Annotated in this window: 25 protein-coding genes and 5 tRNA genes; 21 read left to right on the top strand and 9 right to left on the bottom strand. The window is 62.2% G+C overall.

Annotated elements, in window-relative coordinates; genetic code table 11:
* Positions 1 to 108: 108 nt before the first annotated feature.
* The gene (locus L8V00_RS06360) at positions 109 to 1,164 is read right to left on the bottom strand and encodes an acyl-CoA thioesterase (protein ID WP_049050094.1); all 1,056 of its coding nucleotides are present in this window, start codon (positions 1,162 to 1,164) and stop codon (positions 109 to 111) included.
* Positions 1,165 to 1,310: 146 nt separating this feature from the next.
* Between L8V00_RS06360 and L8V00_RS06355 the strand changes: the two genes are divergently transcribed.
* The 3 genes from L8V00_RS06355 to purM all read left to right on the top strand — a co-directional run bounded on the left by L8V00_RS06355 (position 1,311) and on the right by purM (position 4,392).
* Complete coding sequence (locus L8V00_RS06355; RefSeq protein WP_269944533.1) at positions 1,311 to 1,691, top strand: sterol carrier family protein; 381 nt, start codon at positions 1,311 to 1,313, stop codon at positions 1,689 to 1,691.
* A 110-nt stretch (positions 1,692 to 1,801) separates the two neighbouring features.
* Positions 1,802 to 3,274 (top strand): amidophosphoribosyltransferase, encoded by a 1,473-nt coding sequence (purF, locus tag L8V00_RS06350; RefSeq protein ID WP_153245992.1) that lies wholly within the window; start codon positions 1,802 to 1,804, stop codon positions 3,272 to 3,274.
* A 26-nt stretch (positions 3,275 to 3,300) separates the two neighbouring features.
* A complete protein-coding gene (gene purM / locus L8V00_RS06345) occupies positions 3,301 to 4,392 on the top strand; it encodes a phosphoribosylformylglycinamidine cyclo-ligase (protein WP_269944532.1) in 1,092 nt (363 codons plus the stop codon).
* A gap of 115 nt (positions 4,393 to 4,507) precedes the next feature.
* On the opposite strand, the gene L8V00_RS06340 is transcribed toward purM, so the two are convergent.
* A complete protein-coding gene (locus L8V00_RS06340; protein ID WP_035004612.1) occupies positions 4,508 to 4,762 on the bottom strand; it encodes a DUF3073 domain-containing protein in 255 nt (84 codons plus the stop codon).
* 225 nt (positions 4,763 to 4,987) lie between these two features.
* Positions 4,988 to 6,238, bottom strand: a complete 1,251-nt coding sequence (gene ygfZ, locus L8V00_RS06335; RefSeq protein WP_269944618.1) for a CAF17-like 4Fe-4S cluster assembly/insertion protein YgfZ — start codon at positions 6,236 to 6,238, stop codon at positions 4,988 to 4,990.
* An 81-nt stretch (positions 6,239 to 6,319) separates the two neighbouring features.
* Here ygfZ and L8V00_RS06330 point away from each other — a divergent pair, with 81 nt between their 5' ends.
* Positions 6,320 to 7,282: an aminodeoxychorismate lyase gene (locus tag L8V00_RS06330; protein WP_269944531.1), complete on the top strand. Its 963-nt coding sequence runs from the start codon at positions 6,320 to 6,322 to the stop codon at positions 7,280 to 7,282.
* Here L8V00_RS06330 and L8V00_RS06325 read toward each other — a convergent pair.
* Positions 7,279 to 7,920, bottom strand: a complete 642-nt coding sequence (locus L8V00_RS06325) for a heme-binding beta-barrel domain-containing protein (RefSeq protein ID WP_034986150.1) — start codon at positions 7,918 to 7,920, stop codon at positions 7,279 to 7,281. The genes L8V00_RS06330 and L8V00_RS06325 overlap by 4 nt on opposite strands.
* Positions 7,921 to 7,930: 10 nt before the next feature.
* Entirely contained in the window at positions 7,931 to 8,749 is an 819-nt protein-coding gene (locus tag L8V00_RS06320) for an LmeA family phospholipid-binding protein (RefSeq protein ID WP_269944530.1), read from the bottom strand.
* A 165-nt stretch (positions 8,750 to 8,914) separates the two neighbouring features.
* On the opposite strand from L8V00_RS06320, the gene mshD reads away from it, so the two are divergent.
* From mshD to L8V00_RS06290, 6 genes are all read left to right on the top strand, one after another.
* Positions 8,915 to 9,952: a mycothiol synthase gene (mshD, locus tag L8V00_RS06315; RefSeq protein WP_269944617.1), complete on the top strand. Its 1,038-nt coding sequence runs from the start codon at positions 8,915 to 8,917 to the stop codon at positions 9,950 to 9,952.
* Between the two features lie 384 nt (positions 9,953 to 10,336).
* On the top strand, positions 10,337 to 11,434 hold the full coding sequence (gene pstS / locus L8V00_RS06310; protein WP_370642202.1) for a phosphate ABC transporter substrate-binding protein PstS: 1,098 nt from the start codon (positions 10,337 to 10,339) through the stop codon (positions 11,432 to 11,434).
* Between the two features lie 142 nt (positions 11,435 to 11,576).
* Positions 11,577 to 12,638: a phosphate ABC transporter permease subunit PstC gene (gene pstC / locus L8V00_RS06305; protein ID WP_049050082.1), complete on the top strand. Its 1,062-nt coding sequence runs from the start codon at positions 11,577 to 11,579 to the stop codon at positions 12,636 to 12,638.
* 12 nt (positions 12,639 to 12,650) lie between these two features.
* Entirely contained in the window at positions 12,651 to 13,571 is a 921-nt protein-coding gene (gene pstA / locus L8V00_RS06300; RefSeq protein WP_049050081.1) for a phosphate ABC transporter permease PstA, read from the top strand.
* Between the two features lie 71 nt (positions 13,572 to 13,642).
* Complete coding sequence (gene pstB / locus L8V00_RS06295; protein WP_035004600.1) at positions 13,643 to 14,419, top strand: phosphate ABC transporter ATP-binding protein PstB; 777 nt, start codon at positions 13,643 to 13,645, stop codon at positions 14,417 to 14,419.
* A 199-nt stretch (positions 14,420 to 14,618) separates the two neighbouring features.
* Positions 14,619 to 15,170, top strand: a complete 552-nt coding sequence (locus tag L8V00_RS06290) for a gluconokinase (protein WP_049050080.1) — start codon at positions 14,619 to 14,621, stop codon at positions 15,168 to 15,170.
* A 68-nt stretch (positions 15,171 to 15,238) separates the two neighbouring features.
* Here the strand turns inward: L8V00_RS06290 and phoU are convergent, their stop codons facing one another.
* Together phoU and dusB are read right to left on the bottom strand one after the other, a co-directional pair.
* Positions 15,239 to 15,979: a phosphate signaling complex protein PhoU gene (phoU, locus tag L8V00_RS06285; protein ID WP_269944529.1), complete on the bottom strand. Its 741-nt coding sequence runs from the start codon at positions 15,977 to 15,979 to the stop codon at positions 15,239 to 15,241.
* 88 nt (positions 15,980 to 16,067) lie between these two features.
* The gene (dusB, locus tag L8V00_RS06280; RefSeq protein ID WP_035004594.1) at positions 16,068 to 17,192 is read right to left on the bottom strand and encodes a tRNA dihydrouridine synthase DusB; all 1,125 of its coding nucleotides are present in this window, start codon (positions 17,190 to 17,192) and stop codon (positions 16,068 to 16,070) included.
* Between the two features lie 290 nt (positions 17,193 to 17,482).
* On the opposite strand from dusB, the gene L8V00_RS06275 reads away from it, so the two are divergent.
* From L8V00_RS06275 to L8V00_RS06245, 7 genes are all read left to right on the top strand, one after another.
* Positions 17,483 to 18,988 carry an acetyl-CoA hydrolase/transferase family protein gene (locus L8V00_RS06275; RefSeq protein ID WP_269944528.1) on the top strand — a complete coding sequence of 502 codons (1,506 nt, stop codon included), beginning with the start codon at positions 17,483 to 17,485 and terminating at the stop codon, positions 18,986 to 18,988.
* A gap of 94 nt (positions 18,989 to 19,082) precedes the next feature.
* Positions 19,083 to 19,155: transfer RNA gene (locus L8V00_RS06270), tRNA-Lys, on the top strand.
* 185 nt (positions 19,156 to 19,340) lie between these two features.
* Positions 19,341 to 19,413, top strand: a tRNA-Glu gene (locus L8V00_RS06265).
* Position 19,414: 1 nt separating this feature from the next.
* Positions 19,415 to 19,491 (top strand) — tRNA-Asp (locus L8V00_RS06260).
* Positions 19,492 to 19,742: 251 nt separating this feature from the next.
* Positions 19,743 to 19,816 (top strand) — tRNA-Asp (locus tag L8V00_RS06255).
* Between the two features lie 36 nt (positions 19,817 to 19,852).
* Positions 19,853 to 19,925 (top strand) — tRNA-Phe (locus tag L8V00_RS06250).
* Positions 19,926 to 20,041: 116 nt separating this feature from the next.
* Positions 20,042 to 20,326 carry a GNAT family N-acetyltransferase gene (locus tag L8V00_RS06245; RefSeq protein ID WP_049049879.1) on the top strand — a complete coding sequence of 95 codons (285 nt, stop codon included), beginning with the start codon at positions 20,042 to 20,044 and terminating at the stop codon, positions 20,324 to 20,326.
* A gap of 15 nt (positions 20,327 to 20,341) precedes the next feature.
* Here L8V00_RS06245 and epsC read toward each other — a convergent pair whose 3' ends face one another.
* Together epsC and cysK are read right to left on the bottom strand one after the other, a co-directional pair.
* Positions 20,342 to 20,926 carry a serine O-acetyltransferase EpsC gene (gene epsC / locus L8V00_RS06240; protein WP_034986168.1) on the bottom strand — a complete coding sequence of 195 codons (585 nt, stop codon included), beginning with the start codon at positions 20,924 to 20,926 and terminating at the stop codon, positions 20,342 to 20,344.
* Between the two features lie 186 nt (positions 20,927 to 21,112).
* On the bottom strand, positions 21,113 to 22,048 hold the full coding sequence (gene cysK, locus L8V00_RS06235) for a cysteine synthase A (RefSeq protein ID WP_239202224.1): 936 nt from the start codon (positions 22,046 to 22,048) through the stop codon (positions 21,113 to 21,115).
* 193 nt (positions 22,049 to 22,241) lie between these two features.
* Here cysK and L8V00_RS06230 point away from each other — a divergent pair, with 193 nt between their 5' ends.
* From L8V00_RS06230 to murA, 4 genes are all read left to right on the top strand, one after another.
* Complete coding sequence (locus L8V00_RS06230) at positions 22,242 to 23,039, top strand: enoyl-CoA hydratase-related protein (protein WP_420840043.1); 798 nt, start codon at positions 22,242 to 22,244, stop codon at positions 23,037 to 23,039.
* Between the two features lie 38 nt (positions 23,040 to 23,077).
* On the top strand, positions 23,078 to 23,614 hold the full coding sequence (locus L8V00_RS06225; protein WP_035004938.1) for a DUF2505 family protein: 537 nt from the start codon (positions 23,078 to 23,080) through the stop codon (positions 23,612 to 23,614).
* Between the two features lie 181 nt (positions 23,615 to 23,795).
* A complete protein-coding gene (gene ramA, locus L8V00_RS06220; RefSeq protein ID WP_035004588.1) occupies positions 23,796 to 24,653 on the top strand; it encodes an acetate metabolism transcriptional regulator RamA in 858 nt (285 codons plus the stop codon).
* Between the two features lie 70 nt (positions 24,654 to 24,723).
* Entirely contained in the window at positions 24,724 to 25,980 is a 1,257-nt protein-coding gene (gene murA, locus L8V00_RS06215; protein ID WP_239316422.1) for a UDP-N-acetylglucosamine 1-carboxyvinyltransferase, read from the top strand.
* Positions 25,981 to 26,234: the final 254 nt, after the last annotated feature.

Below are 26,234 nucleotides of genomic sequence, written 5' to 3'. Positions count from 1 at the left end.
AGAAAGGGGCCCGCGACCGGTGTGGTCGCGAGCCCCTTTTGCTATGCGCCGTGCGGAGTATTCAGGAGTATTCAGCGGGGCGGGGAGTTGCGCCCAGCTCCCCGGGCGTTACTCCACGAAGCGGAAGTCGCGGTTGCTGGGGCTCACCAGCGGCCGCGGCAGGAACTCCTTGCGCAGGTTACGCAGCGTGGCGGCGTGCTCCTCCAGACGCTTATCCTCGCTGGTCACCGGCGTGTACTTGCGGGCCTGCAGCGGGTTACCGTCCAGGTCGATAGCGATGTACGTCATGGATGCGTGGATGGCCACCGGCAGGTTGCCCTTGCCCTCGCGCGGGTCGCCAGCGCGCAGGTGCACCATCACCGTCATCGAACGCTCGTCGGTGCGCACCAGGCGTGCATCCACCTCCACGAGGTCGCCGATGTGCACCGGGCGGTAGAAGCGAATACCGCCGGCGTACACCGCGGTGGTGCGCTCGCCGGTCCACTGCATCGTGCAGGCAGTGGCCGCCTCGTCGATCCATTCCATGGCCGTGCCACCGTGCACGTTGCCGCCCCAGTTCACGTCCGTCGGTTTCGCGAGGAAGCGGTTCACCAGCTCCGGGGCGGTGGACTTTTCGGTGTAGGTTTGACGCAGCATCTCCTCTTCGATGGCCTTGCGCAGCTGGATGCGGGAAAGCGCGGCATCTTCCACACGCTTCTCCTCGTCGGTCGTCGGCACGTAGGAGGGGATCTGCTTGGACTTACCGTTTTCGTCCAGGGCGACGAAGATCACCAGGCAGTCGCAGGCGCGGGTGAACACGCCCTCGCGCGGGTCGGCGGACAGCACCTCGTTGACGATGTGCATGGAGCTGCGGCCGGTGTAGGCGATGCGGCTGCGGACCTCCACCATGTGGCCCGAGGGGATCGGGCGGGTGAAGTGGATGTGTCCCACGTAGGCGGTGACGCAGTAAGACTGAGCCCAGCCGACGGCGCAGGCGTAGGCGGCCTTATCGATCCATTCCAGTACGCGACCGCCGTGTACGCCCATCGCCCCTGCCATCAGCACGTCCGTCGGGGCGGCGAGGAAGCGCAGCGTCACCTTCGGGCTGCGCTCGTGGGGAGCCTCCGCCGTGTTATCAGCTGCATTGTGCTCGCTTTGGGTGGTGTTTTCTGCGCTTTCCGCCACGGGTCACTGCCTTCCTTAAATCCCTGTACTGAATTCCCTGTACTGAATTTTCTGTACTTCTCTTGTGTTCAACTCCCCAATACTAACGCGCCCCACACGTCGGTGTTCGATAGAGCGCTACAAACTCAGAACTACAATTACTAGACATGAAGCATTTGCATGGCCCGGAACTATCCACCGCTGCTCGCAGTGCCGTTGAAGCGGTGTTGCCCTGGGTAAAGAACCCCGCGGAGCAGCCTCGTCCGCCTCGTGCCGACGTAGCTGCGGCGGTTCGCCTGTCCGCGGCTGTCTTGGAGGAGCTGGCTCCCGGCCATTCCGTCGAGGTGCGCATTCCTCCCTTCGCCGCCATCCAGTGCATCTCGGGACTGGAGCATCGCCGTGGCACTCCGCCCAACGTTGTTCAGTGCTCGCCGATTACGTGGCTGCGCCTGGTTGTGGGGGTTGAGGGGCTTTCTGGTTCGGACGCCGACACCTCCGGCACCCGCGCCTCCGCCATCGCCGAGCACCTTCCACTGTTGAGAATGTGAGGTCACTCAGCCGGCGAAAGGGCATCCCTTTGGGTTAGTGCGGATGGGCTAGTAGAGTCGGCATAGTGGCAAACATTCAAGGCCAGAGAAAACAAGCAGAGGCAGAACCGTTGCTGAGCCCGTTCGACGACCGGGGCGAAACCGAGCCCCGGGAGGAATGTGGCGTATTCGGGGTATGGGCGCCGGGGGAGGACGTCTCTAAGCTGACGTACTACGGCCTGTACGCGCTGCAGCACCGAGGCCAGGAGGCCGCGGGTATCGCGGTGGGGGATGGCGACCAGATCGTCGTGTTCAAGGATCTGGGCTTGGTCAGTCAGGTGTTTGACGAGCAGTCGCTCGAGGCCCTCAAGGGCCACATCGGCATGGGGCACAACCGCTACACCACTGCTGGTGGTAATAGCTGGGAGAACGCGCAGCCCATGTTCCGCATGGCACCCGACGGAACCGACGTGGCTCTGGGCCACAACGGCAATCTGGTGAATCACCGCGAGCTCACCCAGGAGGCCGCCCGGTTGGGTCTGGTGGATCCGAAGGAAAACCCCTCTGATTCGCTGGTCATGTGCGCCCTGTTGGCCGCCGACACCCGCGAGGGGCACGGTGTGGAGGAAGCAGCCATGGAGCTGTTCCCCAAGGTCAAGGGCGCCTTCTGTGTGCTGTTTACCGATGGTGACGCACTGTACGCCGTCCGAGACCCGCAGGGCGTGCGCCCGCTGTCCATCGGCCAGCTGGCCAGCGGCGGCTGGGTTGTTGCTTCCGAAACCGCGGCGCTGGACATCGTGGGCGCGCGTTTCATCCGCGACGTCGAGCCGGGCGAGCTGGTGGCTATCGACGGCGACGGCGTGCGTTCCCGCCGCTTCGCGGAGACGAAGCACAAGGGATGTGTGTTCGAGTACGTCTACCTGGCTCGCCCGGATTCCGTCATCCGTGGCCGGTCGGTGAACGGCACCCGCCTGGAGATCGGCCGCAAGCTGGCAGAGGAGGCTCCGGCGGAGGGCGACCTGGTGATTCCCGTGCCGGAGTCCGGCACGCCCGCGGCGGTGGGTTACGCTCAGGCTTCGCACATTCCCTTTGGCCAGGGGTTGATGAAGAACGCCTACGTGGGGCGCACCTTCATCCAGCCGTCGCAGACCATCCGCCAACTTGGTATTCGCCTGAAGCTGAATCCCCTGCGTGAGGTCATCGAGGGCAAGCGCCTGGTCGTGGTGGACGATTCCATTGTCCGCGGAAACACCCAGCGCGCGCTGATTAAAATGCTGCGCGAGGCCGGGGCGAAGGAAGTGCACGTCCGCATCGCCTCGCCGCCCGTAAAGTGGCCGTGTTTCTACGGCATCGACTTCGCCTCGCCCACCGAGCTGATTGCGAATAATGTGGATCCTTCGGACCCGGTGGAGGGAATTCGCCGGGAGATCGACGCGGACTCCCTGGCATTCGTTTCGACCGAGGCGATGATTGAGGCGTCACAACAAAGCAGCGACGAGCTGTGCGCGGCGTGCTTCGACGGTGTGTTCCCGCTGGGCATGCCGAGCGACAACCCGAACGCGGCGTTGGTAGAAACGATGCTGAAGCAGCAGGCGAAGAATTAAGAAAGCTTAGAAAGCAAGGACAAGCCATGAGTGACCACCCCGATAACACCCCGAAGCAGGCAGAGGGCGCATCGTACGCCGCTGCCGGTGTAGACATTGAGGCCGGCGACCGCGCGGTAGAGCTTTTCGCGCCGCTGGCTAAGAAGGCCACCCGCCCCGAGGTGCGCGGCGGGCTCGGTGGCTTCGCCGGCCTGTTCGCGCTGGGCGATTATGAAAAGCCGCTGCTGGCCGCCTCCTCCGACGGCGTGGGCACCAAGCTGGCCGTGGCCCAGGCGATGGACAAGCACGATACGATCGGCCGCGACCTGGTCGCCATGTGCGTAGATGACCTGGTGGTCTGCGGTGCCGAGCCGCTGTTCCTGCAGGATTACATCGCCATCGGCAAGGTCGTGCCGGAACACGTTGCCAGCATCGTCTCCGGCATCGCCGCGGGCTGTGAGGAAGCCGGTTGTGCGTTGCTGGGCGGCGAGACCGCTGAGCATCCGGGCGTGATGGAACCGCACGAGTACGACGTCTCCGCCACCTCCGTCGGCGTGGTCGAAGAGGCCAACCTGCTGGGGCCGGATCGCGTGCGACCGGGTGACGTGGTGATCGCCATGGCCTCCTCCGGCCTGCACTCCAACGGCTACTCCCTGGCGCGCCACGTGCTGCTGGATATTAAGCAGCTGCCGCTGGATGGCCACATCGAATCCCTCGGCCGCACGTTGGGGGAGGAGCTGCTGGAGCCGACCCGCATCTACGCCCTCGATTGCCTGAAGCTGGCCAGCGAGTGCGACGTCCACACCTTCGCGCACATCACCGGCGGTGGCTTGGCCGCCAACCTGGGACGCGTGATCCCGGACGGCCTGGTCGCAGAGTTGGAGCGTTCTTCCTGGACCCCTGGCCCGATCTTCCGCCTGATCCAGGAGGAAGGCCAGATCTCGCAGGAGGAGATGGAGAAGACCTTCAACATGGGCGTGGGCATGGTCGCCGTCGTCGCGGAAGACGATGCCGAGCGTGCACTGGCGATGCTAACTGCTCGCCACATTGATGCCTGGCGACTGGGCGAAGTTCGCCCGGCACAGGACGGCCAGACCGGCGCGATCCTGGACGGCGAGTACCGCAGCCCCGTGAACTAGGGGCGACTAACTAGAGCCAACCAGTGCCGGGGCAAGAACAAAAGCAAGAAAAACTCCCGCGCTGCGCTTTTCAAAGCGTCAGCTGCGGGAGTTTTTCTAGTGAATAGGTTGGCTTTTACCGCGACCCGTTGGAGTATTTATCCTCGTAGTCGTCGGCGTACTCGTCGCTGTAGTCGTCGTATTCTGCAGCGTAATCGCTGTAGTCATCCTCGTACTCGTCGTACTCGCTACCGCCGCGGGAACCGGAACCCCGGTTCTGCGACTGGCCAGAGAGTTCCCTCTGCAGCCTCTCCAGATCCATTTCCGGAGCGTTGTACTTCAACTGACGAGCAACCTTGGCTTGCTTTGCCTTGGCACGGCCGCGACCCATGGCCTGACCCCCTTGCGGTGTCCTCGAGTGGCGCGGGAGTTCGGCCACCCTTTTCGTTTACAAGTTAAGTTTCTTCCTGCCCTACACCATAGCGGTTAGCAATCATTTTTTCCCAAAAGCCCCCTCCCGTCGAAGGCGTAGGCGCGGGGGTTTCCACGCTGAATACCCCCTGTGACCTGCGTAATCATCGCGCAGTCAAGGGGGTCAAGCCAATGTGAGGGTTTTCTAATTTTTCCCGCGCAGGCGGTTAATCGCCGCGCGCCCCGGTCGGATCGAGTTGTCTCCCGCGGCATTCGCAAGGTCGCTGGGGTCGATCGATGCGTCGATCCCATCGGCGAGTAGCGGGGGTACGTCGCTGTTTTTGGACGCCACCTTCTCCACCACGTTCCGCTTCACCAAAGCCAGAGCGATAGGGCCGTAGTCGCAGTCGTGCACACTGGACCCAACCTGGCCGATTCCGCGGCCACCCGCGGTGAGTTCGGCACCTACTTCGGGCAGCCGGTTGGCGGATCCGTCCAGGTGCAGCATCACCAGAACGCGCGGAGACTTGCCCAGGTTATGCACTCGGGAAACCGTCTCCTGCCCCCTGTAGCAGCCCTTGTTCAGGTGCACGGCGGCCTCGGTGGGGCCGGCGGAAACGTCGTCCAACTGGGTGGCGCCGCTGATTCCCTTGCCGATGAAGGCGGGGATCTCGTGGGGGATGGCGCGCTCGTCGGTATCCACACCCAGGATCGGTAGGCGTGCCTGCACGCGGAATGCGTCGTAGGCCATGCGCCCGGTGGGCTGGGCGACATTAGTCAGCTCGTCCCAGGCGCGGGTGAAGCTTTCACGGGGGACCCACAGGTCCAGGGCCTGGAGCTCGCCGATAGTCCTGGTCCTCCACCGTTGCAGATCCACATCTTCCGGAACGTCGAGGTTCAGCTGAGCGGGCAGGGCGGCGGAGGAGGTGGCGTCAACAGTAAAGAGCGAAGAATCCGCGGCGAGATCCGTGCCGATCACCGTGAGTCGCGCCCACGGCAGGCGCTCGACGGAGACCTGCGACCAGAAGACCATCTTGCTCAGATAATCCTCGAGCGCGTCGGCGTGGGTGGCTGGGGTGTCGAGGATCAAGGTGTCGTCGGTGGCGAGGATTCCGAAGAAGTGCTCGACGTGGCCTTTGACGTCGAGAATCAGGCCGAAGGTGGCCTGGCCGGGCTCGATGGCGTTGACCTTCTGGGAGATCAGGTTGTTGAGCCAATCGCGGCGTTCCGCACCCGACACGCGGATGGCCACGCGATCCCAAAAATCCACGAGGCCGGGCTTGCCGTCGTTTACGCGGGACTGCTCGGCGAGGGGGTTGCCGTAGTGCCAGGCAGTGGCGCTGCTCTGAGCTTCCGGTGCCTCTGAAACTTCGGCGGCCTCACTGTCAGTCAGCGGGCTGGCGGCAGGTGCGTGGTCGACGATCGGGCTGTGAGTCAGATCAAACACACCTCCCATCGTAGGACGCGGTGGGGCTGGCATGCCAATGGCGGCTCTCTATGGGACATGCAAAACTTCCGGGAACAGCTCGGGAATAGAATGAGCAACATGAGTAATCAGGAAGCAAAGTTCGTGGTCGTTGACGTCCTGGGCGAGGCTGGGGTCGGCACAGGCGCTGGCACGGGCGCTGGCACGGCAGCTGCCACCCAAGACCCAAAGGTTCGGGACGCGACCGTGCCGATGATCTACGCAGACGATCTGGCCGCCGTGCGTGGCGACGGGGTGTTCGAGACCTTCATGCTGCGCGGCGGCAACGTGCGCAACCGCGAGCGCCACGCCACACGCTTCCTCAACAGCTCCGCGATGCTGGACCTGCCGGAGCCGAACCTGGAGCGCTGGTTCCGCGCCACCGACATTGCCGTGGCCGACTTCGAGGAGAAGAACGGGCCGGGCCAGGAGGCCGCGCTGCGCTGGGTCTACTCGCGCGGGCGGGAATCCACGGGCCAGCCGACGGGCTGGGTCACGGTGGCACCGGTCAGCGAGCACGTGCTGCACGACCGGGAGCACGGCGTGCGGGTGATGACGGCCGAGCGGGGCTTCCGCATCGACCTATCGGAGCGTTCCCCGTGGGCGCTGATCGGCGCGAAGACGCTATCCTACGCAGCCAACATGGCCGCCCTGCGCAGCGCGAAGGCCCGCGGGGTGGACGATGTGATTTTCCTGTCCGACGAGGGGCTAGTGCTGGAGGGGCCGACCTCGACCGTGGTTGCCGCGGAGGTGGACCCGACGACAGGGGAGAAGAAGCTCGTCACCCCGCCGGCGCATGTGGGCATTTTGAAGGGCACCTCGCAGGCCGCGCTCTTTAAGCTGGCCGAGCAGCGCGGATGGGTCACCGAGGAAAGGGTGCTGCGGGTCGAGGACCTTACAGCCGCCGCCGGCGTGTGGCTGGTCTCCTCCGTGCGCGTGCAGGCACGGGTGACAGAACTAGACGGCACCCAGCTGCCCCGTCCGGAGGTCGCCGACGAGGTGGAAAAGATGGCCTGGGAGGCTGTTACCGGCTAGCCGACCACGCGGGACAGCTGCGCGGACTGCCAGGGAACCATCTCGCCGTCGATGAGGCGCTCGTCGACCCAGCCGAGGTCGTTGTTCGGCATCAGGCCGTAGAGGCGCTTGCCCGGCCCCAGGTTCGTCGGGCCGGTCGCCGTCGCCATCGTCGAGGCGCTTTCCAGCTGCCAGGCGCGCTCGTTCAGCGGGCTGCCGTACAGGATCTCCACCATGCCATCGGAGTGGGTGAGGATCATTTCGATCTCGTCGTCGTCATTGATGCGCAGGAAGCCGGACTCGCGGCGGCCGGGAGTCTCGGTCGGCTGCCCGTCGTCGTCCATGCGCCAGGTGCGGGAATCGTAGCTGATGCGGTTCTCGCCATCGTGGGCGAAGACGACCTGCTGGCCGAAGGTGAACTCCTCCTCGCCGGGAGGCGCCGCCTGGCCCTGGCCACGCCACACGCCGATCAGCGGTAGCAGTGCCAGCAGACCGTCGTGCAGGTTGGGCCCCTTGCGCAGGTTGGCTGTGTCGTCGGGGATGGGCATGTCGCCGAATTCCGGCAGGTTCTTGTCGCTGGTGGACTTGGACTGCTCGGCGGCCAGGTTGACCGCTTCGTTAGCGTCTACCTTGAACTTCTTCTTTTCTTCTTCAGCCATGCCCTTAAGACTATAGGCTGGGGAGTTCTTCTTCACTCAAGGGGCGGGATCGCGGAGCCAAATCAGACAGGCTGATCTTCGTGTAGACCTGCGAGGCTTCGACGAACACCGAACCACCGGAGACGAAGATCCGCTCCGGATCGCCCCGCATGGGTAGTTCCTTGCCCGGGATGCTCAAGCTAAAGGCGTCATTAACCCGCTTTTCGATGTCCGGATCGAGTGTGGCTTCGTCGGTGACGTTCTTGGCCTTGATGTCCAGTCCGTCGGGAACGGAGAGGATCTTGGTCGGGGTGATCACCATAGTGCCCTTGACGATGCGCAGCTTTACCTCGACCTTTGCGGGTTTAGCGAACCCCTTCGGCTTGCCCTCGAAGATGGCCTCTGTCTCCCAGCCGCCGCGGGGCGAAATGTCGTCGAGGTTCTGGATCTGCAGGGCCTCGATGCCCATGCGGTTGCCCAGCAGCACGCCGTCCAACTGCAGGCGGGTAAAGACCTTGCGCGCTGGGGCGTTTTCAATGGTGCCGTTGAAAACATCGTCTGCGGAGACCGTAATGTACTGCGCCGAGGTTTGCACGCTCATCAGGCCGAAGCCAGGCACGTCGACGTCGTTGGCGACGACGGTGACGGCCTGGAGTTCGTGGCTGAGTGCGGCGCCGGTATAGGGGAAGCCCGCCACCTGTACCTTTGGTGGGTTGGCCAGGTTCGAGTCGGCATATAGCGCCTCGGAGATCTTGTGCTCGGCGCGGGCGGCGATCACACTATCGACGATCAGCGCTACGAGCAGCACCAGCACGAGGGTGAGCGCGCCGCGGATTGCGATTTTCTTCACCTGGCCGGGCCCCCTTCTCGAGTTTCTTTGTTGTTCCCTACAGGTTACTAGGTGCCCCTGTTCCTTCTTTATGACGCCACGCCTCCGCCGCAGCAATCCCAGCGAAGCGTTAAGAAACCCCGGAAATCTGCCCCAAAAATGCCGAAAGTGAGGGACAATTGGGGCATGGCTATTACCTACGACACATTTGAAGACCTGTGGGAGCACTCTGAGGTGTTGGAGGGGGTTCACGAGGTGCTGGGCGAAGTCGCTGAGGCAGATGGGGTGCCTGCGATCAGCGAGGCTTTTCTGCGCGGCATCGACGAGAATCGCGGCCACAAGCACGTAGTGGCAAGAAACAACGAACGCGTGGTTGGTGTGCTGGCGATCGACCCGGACCGCGTGATCGAGCTGGCTGTAGCCCCGGATGTTCGTCACAGCGGGGTGGGGGTCGCCCTGTTCGAGGCTTTGCGCGACCAGCTGGGTGTGAGTGGCGCGATTGACGTCTGGGCGCACGGAGATTCCGCCGGAGCCCAACGCTTTGTGGAGTCGCTGGATGCCCGCCGAACTCGTGAACTGCTGAAGATGTCGCTGGACTGTGCCCCGGCTACGAAGGCGGCCAAGGCCATCGAGGCGGGCGGTGCAGAAGCCGAGAAACGCTGCGAGGAGCAAGAAATTGAGGTCCTGACTTACACCGAATCCGTTGCTCGCTTCGACGCGGATTCCGTGGACGCCGAGTGGGTGCGCGTCAATAATGAGGCCTTCGCATGGCACCCCGAGCAAGGTGGCTGGGACGTAGACCACCTGCGTTCTGCCCGGGACACTAATTGGTTCGATCCGGATGCGGTCCTGATGCTGTGGGTGCGGGATGAAAACTCCGCTGCCGAGCGGGTGGGCATTCCCTGTGCGGCCGATGGGGGCGAGGGGAACGACGATGTGTTCCGCCTGGTGGGCTTCCACTGGACGAAGATCCCGCTGGAAGAGAAGGAAAAAGATGCCGGCGAGCGGGCGGGTGAGGTGTACGTCGTCTGCCTCGCTGACGATGCTCGTGGTAGGGGACTGGGACAGGCGATCACGCAGCTGGGAATGAAGTTGCTGCTGGACAACGGTTGCGGTCGCATTGAGCTGTATGTGGAGGGGGACAACGCGCCCGCGGTTTCTACGTACAAGCGGCTTGGCTTCGAGGTGGTGCACACCGATGTGGTTTACCGTGGGTGTCTCTAAGTAGTGGGGGTTACGGAGCGAGGAGCCTTAAGCGTTCATTGGTAGATGCTGAGAAACGTTTATGCTCACTTGCTGCGTATCGCTAAGGGTGAAGTGGGTTCAGTAACGCCGTAGGTTAACTGCGGGTTAAATGAAGCCACTTTCTGTCACATGGGGGTAGCGTTTAGGTGTGGTGCTGGGGGTGCTTTGGCATTGCTTTCTGAACCGAGAAAGTTGGCTGTGCTGCATAAATACTGTTGTTCACCTGCTGTTCACTTACAGCACTCTTTAAATCCATAAGCGCCGATTAACTTTCTTGGTGACGCAAGAGTGGCTCCTACAACTGCGGGCTTCTCCTGTAAGGCACTTTTCTGTACTTCTGACAATTTTTCGGAGGAAAACCTCGTGAAGTTCACCATGAAGCGCGCCAGCGCTGCAGCTGCAACCCTGTTTGCTGGTTCCCTGATCCTGACCGGCTGCTCCAACGCTGACAACAACGAAGGCGGCAGCAGCGAAGGCTCTCGCGAGATGGAGGAGGCCACCGGCGAACTGCGCGGCGAAGGCGCTTCCTCTCAGGACAACGCAATCCAGAACATCTTCGGCCCGGCTTTCTCCAGCACCGGCGCTACCCTGGCTTACAACGCTTCTGGTTCCGGTGACGGCCAGAAGAAGTTCATCGCTGGCCAGGCTGACTTCGCTGGTTCCGACTCCCCGCTGAAGGACGACCAGATCGCAGACGCTAAGAAGCGCTGCGACGGTAACGACGCATGGCACCTGCCGATGGTCATCGGCCCGGTTGCAATTGCTTACCACCTGGAGGGCGTGGACGAGCTGAACCTGTCCACCAAGACCGTTGCAAAGATCTTCAAGGGCGAGATCAAGAAGTGGGACGACGAGGCTATCAAGGCTGAGAACGAGGGCGTTGATCTGCCGTCCGACCCGATCGAGGTTGTGTACCGCTCCGACGAGTCCGGTACCTCCGACAACTTCCAGAAGTTCCTGGCTGCCTCCAGCGGTGAGTGGGACTCCGAGGGCAAGAGCTTCCCGACCGAGGTCGGCACCGGTGCTCCGAAGTCCAAGGGTGTCGCTGACCAGGTTGCAGCTACCAACGGCGCAATTACCTACGTTGAGTCCGGCTTCGCTGAGGAGCTCGACGCAGTCAACATCGCCAAGATCGACTTCGGCTCCGGCCCGGTTGAGCTGAACAAGGACAACGTTAACAAGGCTCTGGGCGAGGTTGAGTTCTCCGGCGAGGGCAACGACCTGGTCGTTGACGCTGACAAGCTGTACGCAATGAACGGCGAGGACGAGTACCCGCTGGTTCTGACCACCTACGAGATCGTCTGCTCCGCTGGCTACGACGACAACACCGCGAAGCTGGTTAAGAACTTCCTGAACACCATCCTGGACAACCAGAACGACGAGCTGGCTGACCAGGGTTACATCCCGGTGGACGGCGAGTTCAAGTCCAAGCTGGAAGAGTCTGTCGACGCTCTGAAGTAGTTAAACGCTGGCATTTAGACAGCGATGTAACCCCCGCTCGTTCTTCGATCGGGGGTTGCGGTCTGAATGCGGTAACTACAGTGACGCGAAACACTTTTCACTTTTATTCTGGTATTGAATAACGACCTTTTAAGGATCCCTCATGGCAAACGCCAATAAGGTTGAGGTCGCCAAGTCCGCAAAGGCAGAGGGCGACGCCCCTCAGCCGAAGCAGGATCACCAGTTGGCGCAAGATAGCCAACGCTCCGGCGGTGGCAGCGTTAAGCGCCCTGGCGATGTTGTTTTCGAAACGCTGGCAAAGACCTCCTCAATCCTGATCACCGTGATCATCGGCCTGATCGGTTTGTTCCTAATTTTGCAGGCAGTCCCCGCACTGAGCCGCCTGCGCGACGGTATTTTCAGCTTCTTCACCTACGGTGAGCGCTGGAACACCGACTACACCAACAACGACGGCGGGTGGATGCAGTTCGGTATCCCGAACCTGTTCTTCACCACCGTCCTGGTGTCCATCGTCGCCCTCCTGCTGGCCATGCCGGTTGCGCTGGGTATCGCGATCTTCCTGTCCAACTATTGCCCGAAGCGTTTCATCAAGCCCCTGGGCTTCATGATCGACCTGCTGGCAGCCGTGCCCTCCATCGTGTTCGGTATCTGGGGTGCTTACGTCCTCGGCCCGGCACTCGGCGACTTCTTTGAATGGCTGTCCGGCTGGGCCGGTGGCTTCTTCCTGTTCAACCACCAGCAGGGTAGCTCCCCGCCGTTCTCCACCTCCCGCAACATCTTCACTGGTGGCATCGTCTTGGCAATCATGATTCTGCCGGTTATCGCCGCTACCACCCGTGAGGTTTTCGTGCAGACCCCGAAGGGGCACGTCGAGGCCGCACTGGCACTGGGCGCAACCCGCTGGGAAGTTGTCCGCATGACCGTGCTGCCCTTCGGCCTGTCCGGCTACATCTCCGGTGCAATGCTGGGTCTGGGTCGCGCGCTGGGCGAAACCATGGCGCTGTACATGGTCATCGCTAGTGCTCCGGGTTTCCGTGGCTCCCTAATGGACGGTGGTACAACCTTCGCAACCGCCATCGCCGCGGCCGCGCCGGAGTTCAACGACGAGCTCAAGGCGGGTGCCTACATCTCCGCCGGCCTCGTTCTGTTCCTGTTGACCTTCCTGGTTAACGCTGCCGCCCGCGCCGTTGTGGCGAAGAAGTAGGAGAAGAGAACAATGACAGATGCAGCAACTGTAGAAAACAAGAAGTCCTCTTCGTCCTCCGAGCTGTTTACTCAGATTTCCGGTAAGCGCAAGGCGGTCGACAAGCTTGCCACCGTCATCATCTACTTCGCCATGGCGCTGGCTCTGGTTCCACTGCTGTGGGTCTTGATCAAGGTTCTCAGCGAAGGCCTGCCTGCGATCCTTAACCCCGACTGGTGGGTTTACGACATGGTCGGCCAGCCGCGTAACAAGGCCGGTGGTGGTGCAGTCCACGCCATCATCGGTACCTTGATGCAGGTCGTGGTTACCTCCGCCCTCTCCATCCCGATCGGTGTGTTCACCGCTATCTACCTGGTGGAGTACTCCCGCGGCGGATTCCTCGGCCGCATCACGACCTTCATGGTCGACATTCTGACCGGTGTTCCCTCCATCGTCGCCGCCCTGTTCGTCTACGCAATGTGGATCACCATGTTTGGCTTCGAACGTTCCGGCTTCGCAGTGTCGCTTGCGCTGGTTCTGCTGATGGTTCCGATCATCGTGCGTAACGCGGAAGAGATGCTGCGCGTGGTTCCGATGGATCTGCGTGAGGCCTCTTACGCACTGGGTGTGCCGAAGTGGAAGACCATCGTGAAGATCGTCCTTCCCACCGCGCTGTCCGGCATCGTTACCGGCATCATGCTGGCCGTAGCCCGCGTGATGGGTGAGTCCGCACCGGTGCTGATCCTGGTTGGCTCCACCACCAAGATCAACTGGAACCCGTTCGAAGGTGGCCAGCAGTCCCTGCCGCTGTACATGGTCGACCTGTACGGCGCGGGCAGTAACGAGTTCGTGCTGGAGCGCCTGTGGGGCTCCGCACTGACCCTGGTGCTGCTCGTGGCAATCCTGATGATTGGCGCCCGCCTGATCTCGAAGCGCTATTCGGTGAAGGTCTAAGGCTCACCCCAAGCCTTTGACCCCACCGGGACCTAAACCCAAACAAAGCCTTTTCCTAGGAGAACAACACAATGGCTAAGCGCCTAGACCTCAACGACGTCAACATCTACTACGGCGACTTTCATGCCGTACAGGACGTCAACCTGCACATCCCGCCGAAGGCAGTGACCGCCTTCATCGGCCCGTCCGGCTGTGGTAAGTCCACCGTGCTGCGCACCCTGAACCGTATGCACGAGGTTATCCCCGGCGCCTACGTCAAGGGCGAGATCCTGCTCGACGGCGAAGACATTTACGGCCCGAAGATCGACCCGGTGGCTGTCCGTAACACCATCGGCATGGTCTTCCAGAAGGCAAACCCGTTCCCGACGATGTCCATCGAAGAGAACGTAGTGGCCGGACTGAAGCTGTCCGGCGAAAAGAACAAGAAGAAGCTCCGCGAGGTTGCAGAGCGCGCACTGCGCGGCGCCAACCTGTGGGACGAAGTTAAGGATCGTCTCGACCGACCGGGCGGCGGCCTGTCCGGTGGTCAGCAGCAGCGCCTCTGCATCGCCCGCGCCATCGCGGTCGAGCCGGAAGTTCTGCTGATGGATGAGCCCTGCTCCGCACTGGACCCGATCTCCACTCTGGCCGTGGAGGATCTGATCCACGAGCTGAAGGAAGAGTTCACCATCGTCATCGTGACGCACAACATGCAGCAGGCAGCCCGTGTGTCCGATCAGACCGCCTTCTACTCCCTGGAAGCAACCGGCAAGCCCGGCCAGCTGGTCGAGGTTGGCCCGACCAAGCAGATCTTCGAAAACCCGACGAAGAAGGAGACCGAGGACTACATCTCCGGTCGCTTCGGATAAAACTCCTACCTGCCCGTCAAGCAGGTACAGGATCATAGAAAAAGTGTCTTCGGCAGGCTCCCGCTGAGCTTGCCACCCACTAGCGGGGTTCCGGTTAGCGCCGGAACCCCGCTTTTGGCGTCAATAATAAAAATAAACGGCATACTGGAAGGCAGTAACGGGTAACCCAGAGAACCACCGCAGAGAAGAAAGGAGCCACATGTCTAGCCAAGAGACTCCGGCAACCCTCCACGTCGTCGTGATGGGGGTCAGCGGCAGCGGCAAGACCACCCTGGCGCGCGCCTTTGCCGAGAAGACCGGCTGGCAGCTGCAGGAAGCCGACGATCTGCACCCAGAGGGGGCGCTGGAGATCCTGCAGGACGGCAAGCTCCCGCCGGAGGCCGGGCGCCGTAAGTGGCTAGGGATCGTGCGCGACTGGATTGCGGACGAGGCCGCCCAGGGTAACAACACCGTCACCGCCTGCACCGCGCTGCGCATCGACCACCGCGAGATCCTCAACGACGTGGGCGAGAACGCGACCGTGTTCTACGTGCACCTGTATGGTACCGAGGACGTGCTCGCGGAGCGCATGAAGAACCGTGTGGGAGAAGCCGACATGCCGCGCGAGCTGTTGACCGCGCAGCTGGAGGATCTGCAGCGCCTCACGCCGGGGGAGAAGGGCATCCAGCTGGACGTTAGCCGCACTCCAGAGCAGCTGCTCGACGATGCACTGAACGCCGCCATGTTCGCGAAGAAGGCGTACGCGCGCTAGATAATCGCGGTCTGCGCCCGGTTGCGCCTAGCTGCGCTCGGCAGCGGCCGGCGGCGCACTGCGGCCGGCTAGTAATCCAGGTTCGTGTCGTAGCGGTAGCGCATCTCATCGAACTGCTCGCGGAAGCGCTGCTGCAGCTCGTCGTTCTCCTGCTTGCGGTGGTATTCGTCCGGCGTGAGGCCGGTGATGATGAAGACGATGCGGTTGGCGATCTCCACCGCGTGATCCGAATAGCGCTCGAAGTAGCGCGACAGCAGCGTGACGTCCACGGCCTCGCGCACTGTGTGCGGCCATTCGCGCTGGGTGGTGAGCTGGAAGATGTGGCGGTGGATGTCATCGACCGCGTCGTCGTCTTCGACGAGCTCGAGGGCAGTGTTTACGTCGAGCTCGCGCAGCAGGGTCTGGATCTTCGCCGCCGAGTTGTCGCACTGTCGAGCCATCTCTTCGATATAGGGGCGGACGGACTCGGGTACAGCATTTTCTGGATGACGCCGCCGCGCCACCTTTGCCACATGCACCGCAAGCGCGCCCATGCGGGTGAAATCCTCGACAATATGCTGGCCGGCAACGACGATGCGCAAGTCCCGCGCCACGGGCGCTTCCAGCGCTAGCAGCTGGAAGGCATCCTTTACTGCGGTCTCGCGCAGATCCTCGAGTGTATCCACGCTGCTAAGGACCTTTTCGGCAAGCTCCAAGTCGGTCTCTAGCAGAGAACGGGTAGCGGAATTGAGCGCAGTGCGCACGAAATCCGCCATCAGCGAAATGTCGTGTTTAAATTCCCGGAGTTGGTTTCGGTACACTCTACGCATGTGAAAAAACTATAGTCTCTGGAGCTCGGTGGCGCTGAGGTTTAGCCCCCCGCGTATAGCCCCGAAAATGCCATAGCCCCGAAAACTATTAACCACCACTGTTTTCGATGTCGGCGCCGTCCGGGACAGTCTCGTCCTCCGGGTCGTCCAGCCAGCCCTCCGGCAGGGCCACCTTTGCGGGGGATCCCTGGCGGCCGCGGGCGCCGTCGGCGTCCTCCGCCAGGGCGGGGGAGTCCCATACGTCGGCAAGTGCAGACTTCAGCTCGTCCAGGCTGCTCACCCGGGACAGGCTGCGGCGCAGTTCCCCGCCGGCGGGGAAACCGCGTAGGTACCACGTCATGTGCTTGCGCAGGTCACGGCAGGCCTTCTGCTCGCCGTCGTGGGCGGCCAATAGTTCCGCGTGGCGCAGGATGATGCGCGCTACCTCGCCCAGGGTGGGTTCGCTGGGGATCGGCAGGCCGCGCAGCTCGGCGGAGAGCTCCGCGAAGAGCCACGGGCGGCCCAGGCAACCCCGGCCTACGACCACGCCGTCGCAGCCGGTCTGCTCCATCATGGCGCGGGCATCCGTGGCCTTAAAGATGTCGCCGTTGCCCAGCACGGGGATGCCCGTGTGGGCCAGGTGCTCCTTCAGGCGCGCGATCTCGTTCCAATCCGCGTGACCGGAGTAGCGCTGTGCTGCGGTACGGCCGTGCAAAGCCACAGCGGCCGCACCCTCTTCCACGGCGATGCGGCCGGCATCCAGGTGGGTGTGGTGCTGGTCGTCGATTCCCACGCGCATTTTCACGGTCACTGGAATGTCCGTGCCTTCCGTGGCCTTAACCGCGGCAGCCACGATGTTTCCAAAGAGCCTGCGCTTGTAGGGCAGGGCGGAGCCGCCGCCACGTCGGGTGACCTTGGGCACGGGGCAGCCGAAGTTCATGTCGATGTGATCGGCGAGGTTCTCGTCGACGATCATCTTGGCCGCCTTGTAGGTGTACTCCGGGTCGGTGGTGTACAGCTGCAGGCTGCGGGGATCCTCGTCTGGTGCGAAGGTCGTCATGTGCAGGGTTTTCGGATTGCGCTCGACCAGAGCGCGAGCCGTCACCATTTCGCAGACGTACAGCCCGGCGACGGAGCCCATGCGTTCGCGCTCCTGTTCGCGGCACAGGCTGCGGAAGGCCACGTTGGTTACGCCTGCCATCGGGGCGAGTACGACGGGGGAGTCGAGCTGCATCTTGCCGATTCTCAGGCCCTGGAATCGCTGGTTGGGCTGGGGCACTTCGCCAGGCGAACCAGCCGGGGTGGTTGAGTCCTGCTGCGTGGTGGAGGTGGGGGTTGCGGTCGATGTAGTCACGGCCACCATTGTCACACTGGGGAGGGGTGAATACCAAAGGGCGTCAATAAGCAAAGAGCGTCAATAAATGTTCAACAATTCGCATGAGGGGCGAGGGCGAGCCACGTCACGCTTATGTAGGCTGAGAAAAGGAGCGGAGAAACCGCTAAACAGCTATGGAGGAGGAACCGATGTCTGAGCGCATCGCCAACGAGTTCTACAGGTCCAAGGTCATGTCCGCCGACGAGGCGGCGCAGTTCATCAACCACGGCGACAAGATCGGCATGTCCGGCTTCACGGGAGCGGGCTACCCCAAGGCGCTGCCGACGGCCATCGCCGAGAAGGCTAAGGAACTGCACGGTCGCGGGGAAGACTTCCAGATCGACCTCTTTACCGGCGCCTCCACCGCACCTGACTGCGACGGCGTGCTGGCCGAGGCTGATGCTGTGCGCTTCCGCACCCCCTACGCCTCCGACCCGGTGATGCGCAAGAAGATCAACGCTGGCGAAATTAAGTACCAGGACATCCACCTTTCCCACCTTGGCCAGCAGGTCGAGGAAGGCTTCTTTGGACAGCTGGACGTAGCCGTTGTAGAGGCCGTGCGCATCGACGAGGCGGGCAACATCATCCCGTCCTCGGCAGTGGGCAACAACGTGGAATACCTCAACTCCGCCCGCAAGATCATTATCGAGGTCAACGAGTGGCAGTCCCTCGACCTGGAGGGCATGCACGACATCTACAAGATCCAGGACCTGCCGAACCGCACCCCGATCCCGATCAACCGCCCTGGCGACCGCATCGGCACGCCGTACATCCCGGTAGACCAGAACAAGGTCGTGGCCGTAGTGAAGACCAACGCCGAGGACCGCAACGCACCGTTCAAGCCGACCGACGAGATCTCCGAGAAGATCGCCGGGCACTTCCTGGACCTCCTGGAAGGCGAGGTTGAAGCCGGTCGCCTGACCTACGACGGCTACATCATGCAGTCCGGCGTGGGCAACGTGCCGAATGCCGTGATGGCGGGCCTGCTGGACTCCAAGTTCGAGAACATCCAGGCCTACACTGAGGTGATCCAGGACGGCATGCTGGACCTCATCGACAACGGCAAGATGACCGTCGCCTCCGCAACCTCCTTCGCGCTTACCCCGGAGTACGCCAAGAAGATGAATGAAGAGGCGAAGCGCTACCGCGAGCACATCGTCCTGCGCCCGCAGCAGATCTCCAACCACCCGGAGGTCATCCGCCGCACGGGCCTCATCGCCTCCAACGGCATGATCGGCTGTGACATCTACGGCAACGTGAACTCCACGAACGTGTCTGGTTCGCGCATCATGAACGGCATCGGTGGCTCCGGCGACTTCACGCGCAACGCCTTCCTGTCCACCTTCATCTCCCCGTCCACGGCCAAGGACGGCGCCATTTCCGCCATCGTGCCCTTCGCCTCCCACGTCGACCACACAGAGCACGACGTGATGGTCATCATCACGGAGTACGGCTACGCGGATCTGCGCGGCCTGGCACCGCGCGATCGCGTGCCGAAGATCATCTCCGTTGCGCACCCGGACTACCGTCCACTGCTGGAGGAGTACTACGAGCGCGCCTGCGCCGAGGGCAACCACCTGCAGACCCCGCACGACCTGAAGACCGCCTTCAGCTTCCACCTCAACCTGGCGGAGAAGGGATCCATGAAGGGCTAGCGCTGGTGCTAGTCTCCGGCTCCGGCACAGCGCCGGCGCTGTGCTAGGGGGCAATTTTCTGCTTCAAAGAAACGTTAGATAGAATGCTCCCGTTGGGCCTTTAGCTCAGTTGGTAGAGCTACGGACTTTTAATCCGCAGGTCGCGGGTTCGAGCCCCGCAGGGCCCACGTTCGCGATTACCCCGTCGGGGCGCTTCCATGGAGATCATGGTCGCGCCGCGGCGGGGTTTTGCGTTGCCTGCGGCTGTCTATTTCTCCACTTCACCGGGCGATTTGTTCTGGCGCTCGCACCTGGTTTAAACTGTTCAAGCTGCTAAGGAAAGCTAGAGTTTCTTGCTGGCTTACTTTGTAGAGCTCCCATCGTCTAGAGGCCTAGGACCCCGCCCTTTCACGGCGGTAACACGGGTTCGAATCCCGTTGGGAGTACGGCCCTGTGGCGCAGTTGGTTAGCGCGCCGCCCTGTCACGGCGGAGGTCGCGGGTTCAAGTCCCGTCAGGGTCGCCATAAAAGACCTCATGGAGAGCCTTTCCGGTGCTTTTCGCGCCGGGGAGGTTCTTTTTCTTTTTGTCTTTCTTTGTGACGCCCCTAGCTTGCGTGTTGGACACTTCAACAGTGACGTGAAAGCCTGTCAGAAATGACGTTTGAACAGCTGATTTGCTTAAGAACTTTGACACTGTGTAGAGTCTATTCTCGTGCAACGGACGGCTTAGACAAGTTGTTGTCTGGTCGTTTTATTTAGTTGCGCAGGCAAGATTGGCCCTGTGGCGCAGTTGGTTAGCGCGCCGCCCTGTCACGGCGGAGGTCGCGGGTTCAAGTCCCGTCAGGGTCGCTTCGATGTTCGAATCGGAAGCGGTCGGGCAACGAAGGCCAGATAGCTCAGTTGGTAGAGCGTTCGCCTGAAAAGTGAAAGGTCGCCGGTTCGATCCCGGCTCTGGCCACATTCCACCCCGGTAGCGGAAAGCTACCGGGGTTTTGCCGTACGTACACTGGGGGCTAGAAGCTAGCACAGCTACTAGAGGATAAGAAGAGCAATAGGGAAGGGAGCCCCAGCAGTATGTCAGGCACCAAGAGCATCGTTCACGATCAAGAGCAGAGCCGCTTCGTCATCTACGTGGACGACCAGGAGGCAGGCTTCGCCGAGTACTCCCAGGAGGGCAACGTCCGCGACTTCAACCACACCGTGGTGGATCCAGCGTTCCGTGGCCAGGGGCTATCCAAGCCGCTGATTAGCGAGGCTCTGCTGGAGACCAAGGAGGCGGGGCTAAAGATTAAGGCCAGCTGCTCCGCTGTCGCGGCCTTCGTGGAGAAGAATCCGGACTTTAAGGAGCTGCTGGCCTAAGCTCTGGCTGCGCGCCTAGATGTTGTTCTGCATGTCGTCGACCCACTTCACGGCGTCGACGAGCGGGGTGTTCTGGTTGGGCTTGCGGGGGCGAATCTTCGCCGGGATGCCCGTCAGGATGGAGTTCGGGGGAGCGTCCTTGGTCACCACCGCGTTGGCGCCGATCGCGGAGCCCTCGCCGATGGTGATGGGGCCCAGCACCTTCGCGCCTGCGCCGATCATCACGCCGTTGCCGATGGTGGGGTGGCGCTTGCGCTGCACCAGTTCGGAGCCGCCGAGCGTCACACCGTGGTAGAGCATGACGTCATCGCCGATCTCCGCTGTCTCGCCGATGACCACACCCATGCCATGGTCGATAAAGAATCTGCGGCCAATGGTGGCGCCCGGGTGGATTTCGATGCCGGTGAAGCCACGGGTCGCTTGGCTAATGATGCGCGCGATGCCACGGTGCCCGCGCTTCCACAGTGCGTGGGATACGCGGTGCGCCCAGATGGCGTGCAGGCCGGAGTACACAATGGCGTTTTCTACGTCTCCGCGCGCTGCTGGGTCATGTTCGCGGGCATTGGCCAGGTCTTCGCGGATGCGTCCAAGAATGCTCAACGGTGTGGTCTTTCGGTTGGTTGGGTATCGGCTTAAAAGCTTTCGCAGCCACTATAACGAGAAGGCGCTGCCCCCTATTCCACCGCTGGGTGGAAAGGCGGTAGCGCCTACTTGCCTGCAGCCAGTAGCTACTGGACAGCCGCGGCCACTAGATTCACTAAATTGCGGCCGACTGCCAGAGCGGAATTAGTCGCGCAGGTCGTCGAACAGCAGGGTGGAGACGTAGCGCTCGCCGAAGTCGGGAACGATGACGACGATGGTCTTGCCCTCGTTCTCGTCCTTCTGGGCTTCCTGCACGGCTGCCCACACGGCTGCACCGGAGGAGATGCCGGAGAGGATGCCCTCAGAGACAGCCAGCTCGCGGGCGGTCTTGGTTGCGTTCTCCAGCGGAGCGTCAATTACGCGGTCCAGGATGTCCTTGTTCAGGTTCTCCGGGAAGAAGTTGGTGCCCAGGCCCTGGATCTTGTGCGGGCCGAAGCGGCCCTCGGTCAGCAGCGGGGAGTCCGCCGGCTCCACGCCGACGATCTCGATCTTGTCGTTCTTCTCCTTAAGGTACTTAGCCGCACCGGAGATGGTGCCGCCGGTGCCCACGCCGGCAACGAAGATGTCTACTTCACCGTCGGTGTCTTCCCAGATCTCCGGGCCGGTGGTGTTGTAGTGGATCTCCGGGTTTGCCGGGTTGGCGAACTGGCGGGCCAGGATGGCGTTGTCGGTGTTCTCGACGATCTCGTTGGCCTTGTCGACTGCGCCCTGCATGCCGGCGGAGCCCGGGGTAAGGACCAGCTCTGCGCCCAGAGCACGCAGCATGATGCGACGCTCGTTGGACATGGTTTCCGGCATGGTCAGGACTACCTTGTAGCCCTTAGCGGCGCCGACCATGGCCAGCGCGATACCGGTGTTTCCGGAGGTTGCCTCGACGATGGTGCCGCCCGGCTTCAGGGTGCCGTCCTTCTCGGCTGCCTCGATGATGGCCTTACCGATGCGGTCCTTCACGGAGTTGGCCGGGTTAAAGGCCTCCAGCTTCAGCAGGACGTTGGCCTTCAGGCCTTCGCCGTATGCGCCCAGCTTAACTAGCGGAGTTCCGCCGATGAGGTCGGTGATGTTGTTGTAAATCTTCGCCATTGGGGCGATCCTTTCGTTCTAGACTGATCGGTCTATACCGGGTAGTCTACACTGCTCGTTCGCTGGGCACCACTGTGATTCCTCGTTGGTTGCTTGAACACTGTGTTTAAGGGCGCCTAATGATTCTTATTGACGCCCCTACGCACCCAAGCTTCGCCAGATTCTCAGGCACGGCAGCAGGGGATTTGGTTCAATGGCAAGCATGACTACCGAAAACCAGAATTACGAAAACATCCAGGTGGCCGTTAACGGCGCCGTTGCGACCATCACCCTGGACCGCCCGAAGGCCCTCAACGCACTGAACAGTGGAGTGCTCTCTGAGATTGTCCCGGCAGCGGAGGCGCTGGACGCGGATCCGCAGATCGGTGCCATCGTCATCACCGGCAGCGAAAAGGCATTCGCCGCCGGCGCGGATATCAAGGAAATGAAGGATGAAACCTACCCCGAGGTGGCAGAGAAGCGCCTGTTCGGCGACTGGGAGAAGCTGGCGCAGCTGAAGACCCCGCTGATCACCGCCGTATCCGGCTTCGCCCTGGGCGGCGGCTGCGAGCTGGCGATGCTCGGCGACATTCTGCTGGCCAGCGAGAGCGCAAAGTTCGGCCAGCCGGAGATCACCCTGGGCATCATCCCGGGCATGGGTGGCACCCAGCGACTGACCCGCGCAGTGGGGAAGTACAAGGCCATGGATTTGATCCTCACCGGTCGCATGATGGATGCCGAAGAAGCTGAGCGCAGCGGCCTGGTTTCCCGCGTGCTCCCGGCAGAGGGCTTCGCCGACGAGGTGCAGAAGGTAGCCGCCAAGGTGGCAAGCATGTCCCACGTCGCAACGGCTGCCGCCACCGAAATGGTGGACGAGGCCTACCGCACCACCCTGGAAGAGGGCGTGGAGGTGGAGCGCCAGCAGTTCTGGCGACTCTTCGACACCGCGGATCAGAAGGAAGGCATGGCGGCCTTCGTGGAGAAGCGCAAGCCGGAGTGGCAGCACCGCTAGTCGCGCCACCGGGCGCCATTCCTGGCACAATTGCGGATATGTCGCATTCGAAGCAAGTCAACCGCACCATTGACCTGTCCATTCATGATGTCTACGAGGTCGTCTCCAGCGAGGCGTTCCTGCTGACCGACGAAGGAATGGTGGAGCAAACGGAATCCCAGATCATCGAGGCCGAGCGGGAGGTTCTGCCCGATGGTCGGGTATGGGCGCGGGTTGGCGTGAGGGCGTCACAAAAAGAGCTACAAGAACTCTCCAAAGACGGCGAGTCGCCCATCGCATATCAAGAGACCTATGTTTCGCGCCCGGATGAGACCGGTGCGTTCGAGGTCAAGGCCGAGATGGACCTACCGATGAAGATGGGGACGATGGATACCCACTTCGTCTACGCGCCTATCGCTGAAGGTAGCGGGGAGGTCGCCGCAGAGGGTGCAGCGGAGACCGCAGTGGAGGCGATTCTGACCGCAGACGTGTCGGTACCGCTGATCGCCGGAAGGCTGGAAAAGCATCTTTTGAAGGCTGCCGACAAGACGGTGGACAACAGTTTGGCGCGTATCAAAAACCTAGGTAGCGCTTAGCTTTTTCTGAGAAAACCCAGTCGATTAGCCCCGATAAGGTTGTGTGCGCTCCCGTCTCTTTTTGTAAAAGAAACATGGGGGCAGTTTTGGGGGTAGCAAGGGGGTGAACTATACTCCCTCTCACACGACGTCTTAGCCCTTCGGGGTGGGCGCCACAGGTCAAGTTTGAGGAGTGAACCAGGTGGACCAGCAGCGGCAACGCGATGACGACGACGTCATCATTTCTGCGCTGAATTCTCTAAAGAACGCGACCGGCATTCCGGTGACCATGTACGCCACGAGCTCGGCGGATGGAAAGCTGCGGATCTCCAAGTGGGTGGGCCTGCGCACCCCGGCATTGCACAACCTCGAGATCGCTCCGGGTGCGGGAGTTGGTGGCCGCGTGGTGACCACCCGCCGCCCAGTGGGAGTTTCTGATTACACCCGGGCAAAGGCCATCAGCCATGACTTCGATCGCCACATCCGCGATGAGGGCCTGCACTCCGTCGTCGCAGTTCCCGTGATTGTGAAGCGGGAAGTCAGGGGCGTTCTCTACGCTGGCGTCCACTCCCGTGCCCGCATGGGCGACAAGGTGCTCGAAGAGGTCACCATGACCGCCCGCTGCCTGGAGCAGGAGATCGCGGTCAACGAGGCGCTGCGCGCAAACGACGCTGGACGCGGTGCCACGGCGGGAGCGACCGCAAACAAGCAGGTCCGATCGATGTCCGGGGCGGAATGGGAGCAGGTCCGCGCCACGCACAGCAAGCTGCGCATGCTCGCAAACCGCGTGGAGGACGAGGACCTGCGCCGCGACCTCGAGGTTCTATGCGATCAGATGGTTTCCCCGGTGCGCGTGAAGCAGACCACCAAGCTTTCGGCGCGTGAGCTCGACGTGTTGGCCTGCGTGGCCCTGGGGCACACGAATGTGGAGGCCGCGGCCGAGATGGGCATTGGCGCGGAGACCGTGAAGAGCTACCTGCGCTCCGTGATGCGCAAGCTCGGTGCGCACACCCGCTACGAGGCGGTCAACGCAGCCCGACGCATCGGCGCGCTGCCCTGATATTGCCCTGATATTGCTTCGAAGAATCGCTCCGCTTTGCGCGGGGCGATTTTTTTATAGGCTGGGTGGCGTGAAAGACAGCTTCGTAGTGACAGGTGGAACCAGACTGCAGGGCGCCATCAAGGTGTCCGGCGCCAAGAACAGCGTGCTTAAGCTCATGTCGGCAGCGCTTTTGGCACCCGGAACCACCACGTTGACCAATTGCCCCGAAATCGCCGACGTGCCCTACATGGCCGAGGTTCTGCGCGGCCTGGGCTGTGGGGTGGAGCTCGATGGCGACGTTGTGCGCATCACGACTCCCGAGCACATCGAGTACAACGCGGACTTTGAGGCCGTACGCCAGTTCCGTGCTTCCGTCGCGGTGCTGGGGCCGCTGACCTCACGGTGCCTCAAGGCGCGGGTTGCTCTTCCTGGTGGTGACGCCATCGGCTCCCGCCCGCTCGACATGCACCAATCCGGCCTAGAGCTGCTGGGTGCAACCACCAAGATCGAGCACGGTTGTCTGGTCGCCGAAGCGGAAGAGCTCCATGGCGCGCAGATCAAGCTGGACTTCCCCTCGGTGGGCGCGACAGAGAACATTCTGACCGCCGCTGTGCTGGCTGAGGGCATAACCACGCTGGACAATGCGGCGCGCGAGCCGGAGATCGTGGACCTGTGCGACATGCTGGTGGCGATGGGCGCAAAGATCAGCGGCGCTGGTTCCAACACCATCACCGTCGAGGGCGTGGAGCGACTCAACCCGGTGGACCACGAGGTTGTTGGCGACCGCATCGTCGCAGGTACCTGGGCATACGCTGCAGCTATGACGCGGGGAGACATCACAGTCGGCGGTATCGATCCGCAGCATCTGCACCTGGTTCTGGAGAAGCTAAAGCTCGCGGGGGCGCAGGTCGAGACGTATCCGACCGGCTTTAGGGTGGTGCAGCACGAGCGCCCCAAGGCGGTGGACTACCAAACGCTTCCGTTCCCAGGATTCCCGACTGACCTGCAGCCCATGGCTATTGCGCTGTGCACGGTGAGTGAAGGCATGAGCGTGATCACGGAAAACATCTTCGAGTCCCGCTTCCGGTTTGTTGATGAGATGATGCGCTTAGGTGCGGACGCCAGCATCGACGGCCACCACGTAGTTATCCGGGGTAGGGAGCAGCTTTCCTCTGCGCCGGTGTGGAGCTCCGACATTCGTGCAGGCGCGGGTCTGGTGCTGGCCGGCCTGGTGGCGGATGGGAAGACCGAAGTGCACGACGTCTACCACATTGACCGTGGCTACCCGGAGTTCCCGGAACAGCTGTGCTCGCTGGGTGCAGAAGTGGAGCGCGTGAAGCGCTAAAGGGTGCGCTTGTGCAGCGGCCTATGCAGCGTTGAAAGCTCTATGTGGGCGCATGTGCACTTTAGTGTGATTTCAAGCCATGTGAAAATACCTTGTGGCCTGCGGGTTTGTGTTTGGTGTGGGGTGTGTGTACATTAATCCAAGTCAGCGCGACACAGCACCGCGAGTTACACACTCTCGGAACGCTGGAAGTCATAAGCGTCTGGCCAATCATTTTAAAGCTGTAAGAACGATTCGTTTGTGTGCGAGTGCAA

The sequence above is a fragment of the Corynebacterium evansiae genome (genome assembly GCF_027570065.1).
In the GTDB taxonomy this organism is placed as follows: Bacteria; Actinomycetota; Actinomycetes; order Mycobacteriales; family Mycobacteriaceae; genus Corynebacterium; species Corynebacterium evansiae.
The sequence above is the reverse complement of the archived record's forward strand: the minus strand, read 5'-3'. Positions and strand labels throughout refer to the sequence as shown.